The sequence below is a fragment of the Saccharopolyspora sp. NPDC002686 genome, from assembly GCF_040295745.1.
Classification (GTDB): Bacteria; Actinomycetota; Actinomycetes; order Mycobacteriales; family Pseudonocardiaceae; genus Saccharopolyspora; species Saccharopolyspora oryzae.
Genome location: NZ_JBEOVY010000066.1, coordinates 1 through 13,068 on the forward strand (window position 1 = coordinate 1; position 13,068 = coordinate 13,068).

At 70.9% G+C, this 13,068-nt stretch carries 14 protein-coding genes; 1 reads left to right on the top strand and 13 read right to left on the bottom strand.

The window, feature by feature from the left end; genetic code table 11:
- Nucleotides 1–137 precede the first annotated feature (137 nt).
- From ABTZ89_RS11530 to ABTZ89_RS11585, 12 genes are all read right to left on the bottom strand, one after another.
- A complete protein-coding gene (locus tag ABTZ89_RS11530; RefSeq protein ID WP_351043124.1) occupies nucleotides 138–1,520 on the bottom strand; it encodes an MFS transporter in 1,383 nt (460 codons plus the stop codon).
- 95 nt (nucleotides 1,521–1,615) lie between these two features.
- Nucleotides 1,616–2,131: a dienelactone hydrolase family protein gene (locus tag ABTZ89_RS11535; RefSeq protein ID WP_270947124.1), complete on the bottom strand. Its 516-nt coding sequence runs from the start codon at nucleotides 2,129–2,131 to the stop codon at nucleotides 1,616–1,618.
- A gap of 10 nt (nucleotides 2,132–2,141) precedes the next feature.
- Nucleotides 2,142–3,776: a thiamine pyrophosphate-binding protein gene (locus ABTZ89_RS11540; protein WP_351043126.1), complete on the bottom strand. Its 1,635-nt coding sequence runs from the start codon at nucleotides 3,774–3,776 to the stop codon at nucleotides 2,142–2,144.
- Between the two features lie 29 nt (nucleotides 3,777–3,805).
- Entirely contained in the window at nucleotides 3,806–4,576 is a 771-nt protein-coding gene (locus tag ABTZ89_RS11545) for an SDR family oxidoreductase (RefSeq protein ID WP_351043128.1), read from the bottom strand.
- A gap of 10 nt (nucleotides 4,577–4,586) precedes the next feature.
- Nucleotides 4,587–5,336, bottom strand: a complete 750-nt coding sequence (locus ABTZ89_RS11550) for a 3-oxoacyl-ACP reductase family protein (protein ID WP_351043131.1) — start codon at nucleotides 5,334–5,336, stop codon at nucleotides 4,587–4,589.
- Nucleotides 5,333–6,130 carry an alpha/beta fold hydrolase gene (locus ABTZ89_RS11555; RefSeq protein WP_351043134.1) on the bottom strand — a complete coding sequence of 266 codons (798 nt, stop codon included), beginning with the start codon at nucleotides 6,128–6,130 and terminating at the stop codon, nucleotides 5,333–5,335. Before ABTZ89_RS11555 ends, ABTZ89_RS11550 begins: the two co-directional genes overlap by 4 nt.
- Nucleotides 6,127–6,909 carry an aspartate dehydrogenase domain-containing protein gene (locus ABTZ89_RS11560; protein ID WP_351043137.1) on the bottom strand — a complete coding sequence of 261 codons (783 nt, stop codon included), beginning with the start codon at nucleotides 6,907–6,909 and terminating at the stop codon, nucleotides 6,127–6,129. Before ABTZ89_RS11560 ends, ABTZ89_RS11555 begins: the two co-directional genes overlap by 4 nt.
- Nucleotides 6,906–7,841 (bottom strand): VOC family protein, encoded by a 936-nt coding sequence (locus ABTZ89_RS11565; RefSeq protein ID WP_351043139.1) that lies wholly within the window; start codon nucleotides 7,839–7,841, stop codon nucleotides 6,906–6,908. Before ABTZ89_RS11565 ends, ABTZ89_RS11560 begins: the two co-directional genes overlap by 4 nt.
- 14 nt (nucleotides 7,842–7,855) lie before the next feature.
- A complete protein-coding gene (locus ABTZ89_RS11570) occupies nucleotides 7,856–8,899 on the bottom strand; it encodes a Rieske 2Fe-2S domain-containing protein (RefSeq protein WP_351043142.1) in 1,044 nt (347 codons plus the stop codon).
- Nucleotides 8,900–8,901: 2 nt separating this feature from the next.
- Entirely contained in the window at nucleotides 8,902–9,126 is a 225-nt protein-coding gene (locus tag ABTZ89_RS11575; RefSeq protein ID WP_270952375.1) for a recombinase-like helix-turn-helix domain-containing protein, read from the bottom strand.
- 58 nt (nucleotides 9,127–9,184) lie between these two features.
- Nucleotides 9,185–10,123, bottom strand: coding sequence for a PDR/VanB family oxidoreductase (locus tag ABTZ89_RS11580; RefSeq protein ID WP_351043145.1), 939 nt, complete (start codon nucleotides 10,121–10,123; stop codon nucleotides 9,185–9,187).
- Between the two features lie 31 nt (nucleotides 10,124–10,154).
- Nucleotides 10,155–10,676 carry a cupin domain-containing protein gene (locus ABTZ89_RS11585; protein ID WP_270952373.1) on the bottom strand — a complete coding sequence of 174 codons (522 nt, stop codon included), beginning with the start codon at nucleotides 10,674–10,676 and terminating at the stop codon, nucleotides 10,155–10,157.
- A 223-nt stretch (nucleotides 10,677–10,899) separates the two neighbouring features.
- On the opposite strand from ABTZ89_RS11585, the gene ABTZ89_RS11590 reads away from it, so the two are divergent.
- A complete protein-coding gene (locus tag ABTZ89_RS11590) occupies nucleotides 10,900–12,378 on the top strand; it encodes an aldehyde dehydrogenase (RefSeq protein ID WP_351043149.1) in 1,479 nt (492 codons plus the stop codon).
- 27 nt (nucleotides 12,379–12,405) lie between these two features.
- On the opposite strand, the gene ABTZ89_RS11595 is transcribed toward ABTZ89_RS11590, so the two are convergent.
- Complete coding sequence (locus tag ABTZ89_RS11595) at nucleotides 12,406–12,939, bottom strand: MarR family winged helix-turn-helix transcriptional regulator (RefSeq protein WP_270952371.1); 534 nt, start codon at nucleotides 12,937–12,939, stop codon at nucleotides 12,406–12,408.
- Between the last annotated feature and the right edge of the window lie 129 nt (nucleotides 12,940–13,068).

Sequence of the window (13,068 nt, forward strand, 5' to 3'; positions counted from 1 at the left end):
CAACTACCCATTTGTGAAGTTTCTTCTCATGTGTGTATTTCACATCTCCCAACACCTCCTCGGCGCCGGCCTTTTGCTACACGACCCGCCTCCGGCCGTCGGCAGGTACTACCCGGCGAAGGCCCTCTGTCGTCAGGTCACGGGGAGAGCTCTTCGAGGGTTCGGCCCTTCGTCTCCTCTGCGAAGGCTGCTGCGACGATGGTGCCGACCAAGGTGATCGCTCCGATCAGGAGGAAGACCGGGGTGAGCTCCGTGCCGCCCGCGTAGACCACTGCGACCAGGATCGGGCCGGTGATGATGCCCAGCCTGTTGAGGACTCCGCCCAGGCTGCAGCCGAGCGCGCGGCTCCGGGTCGGGTAGAGCTCCGGGGTGTAGAGGTAGAGGCTGATGTTGGCCGCGAAGCTGAACATCGCCGCGAACGCGGAGAACAGCGCGAGCTGTCCGGCGGAGTTCGCACCGAGGACCGCGAGGAAGCCCATCGCGACCGTGGTTCCGCCCAGGCCGATGGCCAGCACCTTGCGGCGGCCCAGCCGGTCGATGGTCAGCGCGGCGAGGATGCAGCCCGCCAGACCGGCCATCGACGCCGACGTGCTGTACCAGAGCGCGGTTCCGGTCGGCAGGTGGAACACCTGCTTGTACAGCGTCGGCAGCCAGGAGGTGAGCCCGTAGTTGGCCAGGTAGCCGACGAACCAGATCGTCCATACCACCAGGGTGCGGCGCCGGTAGCGGCCGGTGAACAGGTCGCGCACGCTGCTGGTGCTGGTGGATTCCGCGCCGACCGCGGAGGGGACGGGTGCCGGGTCCGGGAGGTCCTGGCCCGTGGAGCGGCGGACGTTCCCCTCGATCTGCTCCATCACCTCCAGCGCTTCGGCGTTCCTGCCGCGGGAGGCCAGCCAGCGCGGTGATTCCGGCACCCGGCGCTGCAGGAAGAACGCGGCGAGGCCGGGCACCGCGGCGAGCAGGAACAGCGCCCGCCAGCCCCAGTTCGGCACGATCCAGGCCGACATCAGCGAGCCGACGGTGAGGCCGGCCGGGAAGACGACCTCGTACATCAGCACGAAGCGGCCGCGGCGCTTGGCCCGGCTGAGCTCGGCGATGTAGGACGCGGCGATCGGCACCTCACCGCCGATGGCCAGGCCCTGCACGAACCGCAGGATCAGGAACGGCAGGAACGCCGGGCTCAGCGCCATGCCCAGGTTGCCGAGCGCGGTGATCACCAGGCACAGCATGATCATCCGAACGCGGCCCACCCGGTCGGCCAGCCAGCCGGACGCCAGTGCGCCGAGCAGCATGCCGATCGAGCCGACGGTGAGCGCGGTGGTGGCGCCGGCCGTCGACAGCCCCCACTCGCGGGTGATGTCGGGCAGCGAGAAGGCGATGAGCAGTTGGTCGAATGCTTCGAAGAACGTGACGACGCCGATGATCAGCCGGACGCTGATGTGCCAGCGCGACATCGGGAGACGTTCCAGGCGGGCGGCGATGTGTTGCTGGACGGCGTGATCGGGGGCCGTGACTCTCATGCGTCCCTCCTCGTTGGGAAACGCAGGCCATGGGGGTGGCCGGTGATTGCGGCGGGCGCGCCGCCGGGTGGGGAACGGTGGGTGCGGCGTCGTGGTCAGGGCATCCGGGTTTCGAGGGACCTGATCGCGCGGCCGGGTTCTGCAGCGGGGATTCCGTCGAGCGGGTCGCACTCGACCGCGCCGGCGAGCTGGTGCTCGGTGGCGGCCCACGTCGCGAGGTATCCGGTGGCGCCGACCCCGAGCACCCCGGTGGCGGTGGTCGGGATGCCCAGCCGGGTGGTGAGGTGGTCGAGGGCTCCGGCGATGTCGGCGGCCAGGTCGTCGGCTGCCAGCAGGGACAGGGCTGCTTGCGCGGTGTGCTCGTTGTCGGGGCGGAACTCCTTGCCGCCGGTCTCGTAGTACAGGTAGGGGGCGACCGCGACGTGCCCCCGGCCGGCCAGCGCCCGGCAGCAGTCCTCGATCGGTTCGGTCAGGCCATAGGCGTCGTGCAGCACGACGACGGCGGTGCGCGGTCGGGTGCTGGGGAACCGGACGAACAGCGGAGCGGCGGTGCGCAGCACCCGGCGACCGCGGTTGGCGGGTCCGTGGGCGTGGTGGTGGTCAGCAGACATCGGGTCCTTCTCAGCTGGGCACGTGGACCGGCGGCACGAACGGCGACGGCGTCGGTTCGAGCGCGGTGACGTCGACCTCGATCAGGAACGGGCGGTGTTCGGCCACCGCCTTGGCGAAGGCTTCGGCGAACGCGTCCGCCTTGTTCACCAGCGCGTAGGGCATGTCCAGCGATTCGGCCAGGAGCCCGAAGTTCGGGGTGAACAGGTCGACCCCGGAGCGCCGGTCGGCGTGCTTGTCCTGCATGTTGCGCAGCACGCCGTACCCGCCGTCGTTGAACACCACCAGCACCAGCCACGGCTGCTCCTGGGCGAGCGTGGCGAGTTCGCCGAGGTGCACCGCCAACCCGCCGTCGCCGACCAGCACCGCGGTCGGGGCCTGCGGTGTGCCGATCGCCGCGCCGATGCCCGTGGCCAAGCCCTGCCCGATGCCGCCGCCGACCGGGAACACGTTGGTGTTCGGGCGGTAGATCTCCAGCAGCCGGTTGCCCCACTGGCTGGACGGGATCGTGACGTCCCGCGCGATCACGGCTTCCGCGGGCAGCGTCTGCCGCATCGCATCGCAGATCAGCTGGTACCGGCCGATCGCCGAGCGGAGGTGCGCGCGCACCGCGGCGCGCGTGCTGGTCACCTTCGCCCGCCAGTCCGGCCCGCCGACCGTCGTGCCGGCCAGCTCGGCGAGCAGCTGCGGGAGCACCTGCTCAGTCTCACCGGTCAGCCCGACCGCGGCCGGGTGAACGCGTCCGACGGCTGCCGGGTCGACGTCGATCTGGACGTGCTTGGCGGGCAGCTGCAGCGAGTAGTGCTTGGTCTCGTTGGAGCGGAAGTGCGTGCCGATGGAGATCAGCAGATCGGCCTCGGCGAGCAGCGGTGCGGCTTCCGGGTTGGCCGCGAAGTTGCCGATCACCAGCTCGTGGTCCTCCGGCACGCTCCCGCGACCGGAGTTGCTGGTCAGCACCCCGGCGCCGAGCAGCTCGGCCAGCTCCCGCACCAGCTCGCCGGCCCCGGTGCCACCGCCGCCGACCCACAGGAGCGGGCGCTCGGCGCTGCGGATGACCTCGACGGCGCTGCGCACCGACGCCGGGTCGACCGACGGCGGCGTCGCACCTCGCTCAGCGGGAGCGGACGAGACCTGCTGCTCGGCGTACTGGAGATCGATCGGCCACTCCACACTGGACGGTCCACTGGGGACTGACAGCGCGCTGCGCACCGCTTCGCGCAGCACGCTCCCGGCTTCCCCGGCGGAAGCGACGGTCGCCGAGTGCTTGGAGATGGCGGCGAGCATCGAGGCCTGATCCTTGGTCTCGTGGATGACACCGCGGCCCTGGCCGAGGAACGGCGAGTCGATCTGACCGGTCACGTGCAGCACGCGGCTGCCCGCCGTCAACGCCTCGACCATCGCCCCGGCCGCGTTGCCCGCGCCGGTGCCGGTGCTGGTGATCGCGACGCCGAGTCCCCCGGTCGCCCGGGCGTAGCCGTCGGCGGCGTTGACCGCTGCCGCCTCGTGGCGCACCGGGACGAAGCGCAGGTCGCGGCTCACCGCTTCCACCAGCGGCAGGTTGTGCACGCTGACCACGCCGAAGGCGGTGTCGACGCCGTTGTCGCGCATGACCTGGACGAGCAGGTCACCGCCGTTGGTTCGGGTCATGGACAGTCCTTTCTGGGGGTGACGACCGCTCAGAGGTAACGGGCGATGCCGCCGCCGACGTCGATCGCGGAACCGGTGACGTAGGAGGCGCGCGGGGACAGCAGGGACACGATCGGGAAGGCGACCTCGTCGGCGGTGCCGAGCCGCCCCAGCGGAATTCCGCGATCGGCGGCCAGTTCCGCGCTCCACGCGTCGAAGTCCAAAGTGGATTTCGACGCTTCGTAGCGGCGGCGCCACTGGCCGGTGTCGATCAGGCCGAGGCACACCGAGTTGACCCGGATCCCGTCAGCGGCGAGCTCACCGGAGAGGGTCTTGGTGAGGTTCAGCAACGCGGCCCGCGCCGCCGAAGTGGCCGCCAGGCGCGCCTCGGGCTGGCGCGCCAGGATCGCGTTGACGTTCACGACCGAGGCCGCGGCGGATTCGCGCAGCCACGGCTGGGTGGCCCGGACCACGTGCAGGACGCTGAAGATCTTCAGCTCCAGCTCCTCGCGCCACTGCCGGTCCTCGGTCTCGGACAGCCGCGCCATCAGGGAACGCCCGGCGTTGTTGACCACCCCGTCGATCCCACCGAAGGCCTCGGCGGCCTGCGCGACGAAGTCCTGCACCGCCGATTCGTCCAGCACGTCGCAGGTCCCGAGGTGCACCGGCAGTCCGTCGAACGCCGTCTTGAGCCGGTCCGCGTCGCGCGCGCAAGCAGCGACGTTCGCGCCCTCGGCGATCAGCATCTTGGCGGTGGCCAGGCCGACCCCGGAGCTCGCCCCGGTCACCACCACGGTGCGGCCGGTCAGGTCGAGGTCCATCGTTTCCTCCTCATCGGCAGACGAAGCCGCCGTCCACGAGCAGCGTCTGGCCGGTGATGTAAGCGGCCGCGTCGGACAGCAGGAACCGCGCCGCACCCACCAAGTCCTCGGGTTGCTGCGGGCGTTCCAACGCGCGGTTGATGCGGTACAGCTCGTGCCGTTCGGCAGGCACGGCCTGGGTCGCCTCGCACTCGGTGATGCCTGGGGCGATCGCGTTGACGGTGATCCCGTCGGGCCCGGCGTCCCGCGCCATCGCGCGGGTCATGGCCACGATCGCGCCCTTGGACGCGACGTAGTGCATCAGCCGGGGCGGACCGTAGAACGCCACGTCGGAGGCGATGTTGAGGATCCGCCCGTCGCCCCTGGCGCGCAGTTGCGGGTAGAGCGCCTTCGACACCAGCCAGGTGCCGCGCAGGTTGACCGACATGATCCGGTCGAACTCGTCCGGCTCGATGTCGTAGAAGTACTTGCCGCCGACTCCGTCGGCCAGCGCCGCGTTGTTGACCACCCCGTACGCTCCGCCGAGTTCGGCGACCCGGTCCGCGAGCTGCTGCACCGAGCCGGGGTCGGACACATCGGTGTCCACCCGGTGCACGGGAACGCCGTGCGCGGCGAGCTCTTCGACCGCGCTGGCAGCGAACTGCGGGTTCCGCTCGGCGATCACGAGGTGCGCCCCGGCCTCGGCGAGGTCGTGGGCTATCGCGAGTCCCAAACCCCGGCCGGCGCCGGTGACCACGACCAGTCGTCCATCGAGCGTCACAGCGCACCTCCTCCGGTGTCGACTTCGGCGAGGAACGCCCGCACGGCGGCGTTGAACTCCTCGGGGCGTTCCTGGTTGGCGGCGTGGCCCGCATCGGGGATCTCGACCAGCCGGGCGTCGGGGATCTGCTCGGCCAGCGCCCGGCTCTCGGCCACACCGGTCACGACGTCCTCGCTGCCGACGAGCACCAGCGTCGGCGTGGTGATCCCCGCCAGCTGGTCGGAGTGGTCGGTCGCGGCCATCACCCGGGCGGCGTTGCCGTAACCGCGCGGCCGGACCCGCGACATCAACGCCACGACCCGCTCCAGCACTGCTGGATCCGCACCGGGCGCCACCAGGCGCTGTGCCCTTTCCGCCGCGAAAGCCTCCGCACCGCGAGCGGTGACGTCCCGAGCCCGCTCGGCCATCGCCTTCCGGCCGTCGGCCGTGCGTCCCGAACCGCGCGAGGAGTCGGCGAGGATCAGCGACCGCAGCACCTCCGGCGCCTTGATCGCGACCCGGGTCGCGATGACCCCGCCCCACGACACCCCGAGCAGGTGCGCCGGTTCGGCGTCGAGCCCGCGCAGCACCGACACGACCGCGTCGGCGTAGGCGTCCAGATCCGGTTCGCCGGGCAGATCGGCGGATCCGCCGTAGCCGGGTGCGTCCCAGACGATGACCCGGTGCTCTCCGGCCAGCCCGGACAGCTGCGCGTCGAACGCCTCGGCCGCACCTCCGATGCCGTGCAGCAGCACCAGCGGGGTGCCATCGCCTGCCTCCAGAACGTCCACATCGGACACTTTCGACCGGATCATGCGAACGCTCCAGTGGGTGCGGCCAGCCGTCCCACTGCGGCCAGAACCGCGTGCGGGACCACGCCGCTGGTCGCCGGGTTCGCCGCGGACGGGTGGTTGCGGATCTCGAACCGGTAGTCGCCCGCACTGCCCTCGGCGGTGATCACGTGGCTGGTCAGCGGGGCGTTCGGATCGGCGACCACGGTCGCTTCCACCAGGTCCCAATCCCCCACCGCCAGCGCGACCGACGCGGCGACGTTGGCCGACGCCGGGAACGCGGCCGTGATCTCGCGAGCCGGTCCGCGCATCAGCTCGACGGGTTCTGTCGCAGTCCGCAACTGCTGCGCGACGTCCTCGCCCATCCACTTCTGGACCAGCGTGGGCGCCTTCTTCGTGGTCACGATCCGCACCGCCGACACCCCGCCCATCCGGGCGGTCGCCGCGAGCACGTCCAGCCCGCCGATCGCGCCGCTGCACAGGTGCAGCCGGCCGGGGCCGGTGTCGCGCAGCGAGGCCAGCAGCGCGTCGTCGGCCAGCGCGCCGATGGACACCACCAGCAGATCCGTGCCGGAGGCCACGATGGACGGTCCGAGTTCGGCGAGCGCGCGTTGCCCCGCGCACTCGACGATCAGATCCGCCTGCTCGATCGCGGCGTCGATGCCCAGCACCGGCAGTCCTGGTGGGTCGTCGCGCTCGGCGTGCACCACGCCGACGAGCTCGGCACCGGGGACTCCACCGTCCCGGACCGCGTGCGCCACGACGCTGCCGATCGCGCCGCAGCCGAGGATCGCCACCTTCACGACTGCACCAGCTCCCGGTAGCCGGGATCGGGCTTGCCCGCCATGTGCGAGCGGGCATCCTTCGACGGCGGGCCGGCGGTGCCCCACTGGTCGGAGAGCTCCGCGGTGCGGCGCCACACCCGGCAGAGCCAGGCGTCCTCCTCGACCTGCGCGACGTCGGAGGTGTACTCGCAGACCAGACCGGCCGGATCGGCGAAGTAGGAGAAGGTGTTCGAGCCCGGCCCGTGCCGACCCGGCCCCCACAGCGGGGTGATGCCGTTGTGCTTGAGCCGTCCGATGCCGCGCATGAAGTGGTCCATCGACGGCATCTCGTAGGCGACGTGGTTGACCGAGGTCCACTGCGCCTGGTTGAACGCGATCACGTGGTGGTCGGAGTTGCAGCGCAGGAACGCCATCTGGTGCTCGGACCAGTCCGAGATCCGCATCCCCAGCACCCGCGTGTAGAACTCGCAGGCGGCGTCGATGTCGACCGTGTTGAGCACGACGTGCGCCACCTTGCGCGGGACCGCGGGAAGACCGTTGGGATCTTGCGCCACAACAGCTTCCACGTTGCAGGACAGCTCGATGAGCCGTCCTTCCGGGTCGACGAGCCGGAGCCCGTACCCGCCGCCGATCTGGTCGAGCGGACCGGGTTCGGTCAGCATCGGCACCCCGAGCTCGGACAGGCGGCGACCGGCCGCGTCGATCTCAGCGGGCGTGCCGACCGCGAAGGCGATCTTGCCCAGCCCGTTCTGCTCGGCCTGCTGCAGCTCGACGATGTGGTGCTCGGAGCCGGTCCCGCGCAACCACGCGGTGTCCTGCTCGGTCTCCACCGGGGTCAGGCCCCACACCTCGTGGTAGAACTCGGCGGCCTCGGCGAACCGTTCGGTGCGCAGGCTGACCGAGCGCAACGACCGGAGCTTCACCACCGGTTCGGCATCGGGGAATTGCATGATGTGCACTCCAATCAGCGGGCGGCCGCGCGGACCGGCTTGCGTTCGGCGAGCGCGGCGGCTTGGCGCTTGGCCTCGGCGCGCAGCATCCGGCGCAGCCGGACCAGCGCGATGTCGTGCTGGTAGAGGTTCTCGCCGGACCAGGCGTCGTCGGGCATCGCCTCGGCCATGACGCGGTCCTGCTCCAGCACCTGCCAGTGCCGGGCCTCGATCCGGTTCTTGTACAGGAACCGCCAGCTGTCCCGCTGCCAGCCGCTGACCTTCCGGCAGCGCCAGAAGAACCCGGCGTGCTGGTGCTCGTTGATCGCGGTCACGCAGGCGACGATGGTGAACGGGCCGCCCGGACCAGCGGTGTCCGGGTACGGGATGTCCAGGGTGACCGACTGCAGCCCGCCGGTGTCCACCCACTCCGACCAGTCGAAGTTCACCCCCCGCTGGTCGGTCTTCTCGAAGACGAAACCGGTGTCGGTGTCCCGGATCTGGAACGCCGCCTCCCGCTTCCCGCTGAACATCGTGTGGCTGTTGCGGTGCAGGAACGCCCCGTGCATCGGGTCCATCAGGTTGTCCACCGACAGCAGGTAGGAGGCGTCCCACTCGACGTAGCAGAGGAAGGCGTCCCACTCCCCTCCCGCGATCGGCTCGGGCACCTGCAGCGGGGTCGGCTCGGCGGACTCGTCCGCGCCGAACCAGGCGAAGATCGCACCGCCGTGCTCCTGCGCCGGGAAGGTGCGCAGCGCCTTGCGGCCTTCCAGCGCGCACCCCGGGCTGCCGGGCACCGACGCCACGACGCCGTCGCCGTCGAGCTGGACGCCGTGGTAGTTGCACGCGATCCGGTCGCCCATGTGCACGCCCAACGACAGCCGCGCGGAGCGGTGCGGGCACCGGTCCTCCTGCACGTGGACGACACCGGAACTGTCGCGCCACAGCAGGAGTTCCTCGCCCGCGCGCTCGATGCGGGTCAGCTCACCGGGGCGGACCTGGCGCGACGGGCACAGCGGGTACCAGCGGTCCCGCAGCCCGAGCCGCAGGAGCTGGTCCTCGGTCTGCAGCTTGGTCATCCTCAGATCTCCTTCGCACCGAGGCGGGCGAGTTCGCCGGTGAGCGCCTGCTCGGTCCAGTCCGAGCCGTCCGCCGGGCGGACCCCCGTCTCGTTGAGCGCGGCGACCAGACCGGGCAGGTCGTGCACGCCCCGGCCGTAGATCGCCTCGAGCTCGTCGGCGAAGGCGTCCTCGTAACTCGTGGTGGGTGAGAGCCGGGTCTGCACCGGCTCCAGGTTCAGCGTCATGTCAGTTCTCCAGGTCACGACGGGGAGGCCCCGTCGAGGTAGAGGTCGGCTCGACGGCTCAGAGGTCCAGCACCAGTTCGGCGGAGCGGCAGCGGGAAACGCAGATCATCATCGTGTCGCCGGCTTCCCGCTCGGCCGGGCTGAGCACGTGGTCGCGGTGCTCGGGTTCACCGCCGAGGACCTTGGTCTCGCACGTGCCGCAGACACCCTCCTGGCAGGAGTTCGGCACGTCGATCCCGGACGCGGCCAGCGCGTCCAGCACCGAAGTGCCCGGGTCCACCGGCACGCGGACGCCGGAGTTGCCGCACACGACCTCGAAGGATTCGTCCGAAGTGGACTTCGGCACCTCCGGCGCGCGGAACCGCTCGACGCGCAGCAACGACGGATCGGGGAGCGTCGATTCCACCGCGTTGATGAGCGGTTCCGGCCCGCAGCAGTACACCAGCTCGCCCTCGGCGACAGCGCCCAGCTCGGCGCGCAGGTCCGGCGGACCGCCGCGTTCGTCGTCGACGTGGACGCGGACCCGGTCGCCGCCGAGCTCCTGGAGCCGGGGCAGGAAGGCCATGCTCTCCCGCGACCGTCCGCAGTAGACCATCCGCCAGTCCGCGCCGCGCTCGGCGAGCCGCCGGGCCATCGCCAGGATCGGCGTCACGCCGATGCCGCCGGCGATGAGGAGATGGCGCTCGGCCGGTTCCAGCGGGAAGTTGTTGCGCGGGCCCTCGACCTCCAGCAGGGTGCCCGCGGTCAACCGCTCGTGCACCCAGCTGCTGCCGCCGCGCGAGTTCGGTTCGCGCAGCACCGCGACCGTCCAGCTGCGCCGGTCGGCCGGGTCGCCGCACAGCGAGTACTCCCGCGTCATGCCGTTGCCCAACCGCAGCGCCAGGTGCGCTCCCGGCTCCCACGCCGGCAGGTCGGCTCCCGCCGGATCGCGGAACTTCACCTGCACCACGCCGTTTGCGAGCCACGTCGTGCTGTGCACTCGGACCGCGTGCGCCATGCTCCTCACCCCGGACCTTCCTCGAAGCGGTTCAGTCTCGCGTGACGCCGTGCACCGGCGAGGTCGCCGGATAGGTCGGCAGCTGCGGCTTCTGGGCACCGATGACCACGCAGAACAGCGCGTCGGTGTCGCCGATGGCCTTCAGGCTGCGGGGCACGCCGGCGGGCACCCGGATCAGGTCGCGGTAGCCGAGCACGCGGGTCGCGGTCCTGGTGCCGTCCTCGACGTCGTGGACGCTGACCTCCAGCTGGCCCTCCAGCACGAAGAACACCTCTTCCACGTCGTGGTGGGTGTGCTCCGGGCCGATCGCGCCCAGCGGCAGCCGCATGTTGGAGAAGGTGAAGTGCTCCGAGGGCAGCGTGCGGCTGTCGCCGTCGTGGTTGCCGGTGGCGCCGGAACCGATGTAGCGGATCTGCGCCCGGCGGAATTCGTCACCGGCCTTGGTCTGGAACGCGAGGGTGTCCCAGTCCTCGTTGCGGCTCTCCCGCGAGGCGATGCAGGAGTCGATGAGGGCGTCCAGGTCGGTCCGGGTCCCGGTGTCTGCTGCGGTCATCGCTCAACCTCCGAAGTTCTTTTAGCAGTAAGCGATTAAGTGGTGAGCAGTATGAGCATGTCGCTGTGACCCGCACAACCCCCAGCGCGAAAATTCCGCGGAAGATCTTTTATCTTCGCAGTTCAAAGGCGACAAACCCGGAAACCCCCGTCGGAATCCGGCTCCAGGTATTGACTTAGCCGTAAGATATTTGGTCATCCCCACCCGAAGCCGGAGGTGCACCATGAGAAGGCTCCCGACAGCCGACGAGATCCCCGTCGCGGGCCGCTGGCAGCGCGGCCGCGGCACCCCGCTGGAGTGCGTCGACCCGGCCACCGGCGAGGTCCTCGCCAAGCTCACCGCGGCCTCGCCCGAGGACGTCGACGAAGCGGCCCGCGCCGGAGCGCGCGCCGCAGCGGATCCCGCCTGGCGGGACCTGCTCCCGCACGAACGCGCCCGGTTCCTGGTCCGGATCGGCGACCTGGTCGACCACCACGCCGACGAGCTGGCCGAGCTGCAGACCCGCAACACCGGCAAGACCCTGACCGAGACCCGCGCCCTCGTGCGCAGCGCGGCCGGCACCTTCCGCTTCTACGCCGCCGCCCTGGAGACCACCGAAACCCCGCTGACCCCGCAGCGCGGGCCCTACCTGACGATGAGCGTGCCCGAACCGATCGGCGTGGTCGGCGCGATCACCCCGTGGAACTCCCCCATCGCCAGCGATGCGCAGAAGATCGCGCCGGCGCTCGCCGCCGGGAACGCGGTGCTGCTGAAGCCCGCCGAAGCAACACCCCTGGTATCGCTCGCGCTCGCCCGGCTGGTGGACGAGGCGGGACTGCCCCCGGGGCTCCTGTCGGTCCTGCCCGGCAAGGGGTCGGTGGTCGGGGACGCGATCGTCCGCCACCCGGCGGTGGGCAAGGTCTCCTTCACCGGCGGCACCGACACCGGCCGCACCATCGGGCGCCTCGCCGCGGACAAGTTCATGCCGCTGACCAGTGAACTCGGCGGGAAGTCCCCGACGATCGTGTGCGAGGACGCCGACCTGGAGCAGGCCGCCGCCGGGATCCTGTTCGGGATCTTCTCCTCCAGCGGGCAGAGCTGCATCGCCGGTTCCCGGATCTTCGTGCCCGAGACGCTCTATGCCGAGTTCGTCGAGCGCCTCGTCGCCGGGACCCGGCGGCTCCGGGTCGGTCCGGGCACCGACCCGGACAGCCAGGTCGGGCCGCTGGTCACCTTCGCCCACCGCGACCGGGTGGCGGCGCTGGTGGACCGCGCGCGCGAGGAGGGCGCCAACGTCCTGTGCGGCGGCCGGATCCCCGATGACCCGGAGCTTGCCGGCGGCGCGTACTACCTGCCGACCCTGCTGGACGGGCTGGGCAACGACGCGCTCACCTGCCAGGAGGAGATCTTCGGCCCGGTCGGCGTCGTGCTGCCCTACCGCGACGAGGACGAGCTGATCGCGCTGGCCAACGACACGATCTTCGGTCTGGCCTGCGGGATCTGGACCCGCGACTACCGGCGGGCCTGGTGGCTGGCCCGGCGCATCGACGCGGGCACCGCGTGGATCAACACCTACAAGCAGTTCAGCATCTCCACCCCGTTCAGCGGGATGAAGGCCAGCGGCGTCGGCACCGACAAGGGCCGCGACGCGATCCTGCAGTACACCCGCCAGAAGAGCCTCTACTGGGGCCTGGACGAAACCCCGCTCCCCTGGGCCCGATGACCGGCGCGGGTGAGCGGTCCCGGCGGATCACTCGCCCGCGCGCTTGGCCTCCGCGTGGTCCAACGACGCTTCGAGCCGGCTGAGCAGGTCGGCGAGGCGCTCCTGCTCCGTGGCGGAAAGACCGCTGAGCATGTCGCGCTCGTTGGCGAAGTGCGCCGCGATGACCTCGTCGGTGAAGACGCGCCCCTTCTCGGTCAACTGCACGTAGACGGTCCGCCGGTCCTCGGAGTCGCGTTCCCGCTCCACCAGGCCGGAGGCTTCGAGCTTGTCGACGCGCTGCGTGATCCCGCCCGTGGTCACCAGCGCGGCCTCGGCGAGCTCACCGGCGGTCCGCCGGTAGGGGCTACCGGCCCGACGCAGCGAAGCGAGGATGCTGAACCCGGCCATGGTCAGGTCGTGCGCGTGGAAGATCCGGTTCAGCTGGTCCTGGTAGCGGTAGAAGGCGCGGTGCAGGCGCCCGAACACGGCCATCCCGGTGGCATCGACCTCCGGGACCTCCCGCCGCCACTCCTCCAGCATGAAGTCAACCGCGTCCGGCCGAGACCGGCTGCGCCGAGCCACCGCACTCACCACCCGAAACCCCGACGAACAAGAGCAGCACTAAGAATAACAGGGCTAAGGGATCCGGCCGGCGCCATCCGCTCCTCCCCCAGAAGACCACCGCCGAGCCGCCATGCAGCCCGCAAGAGA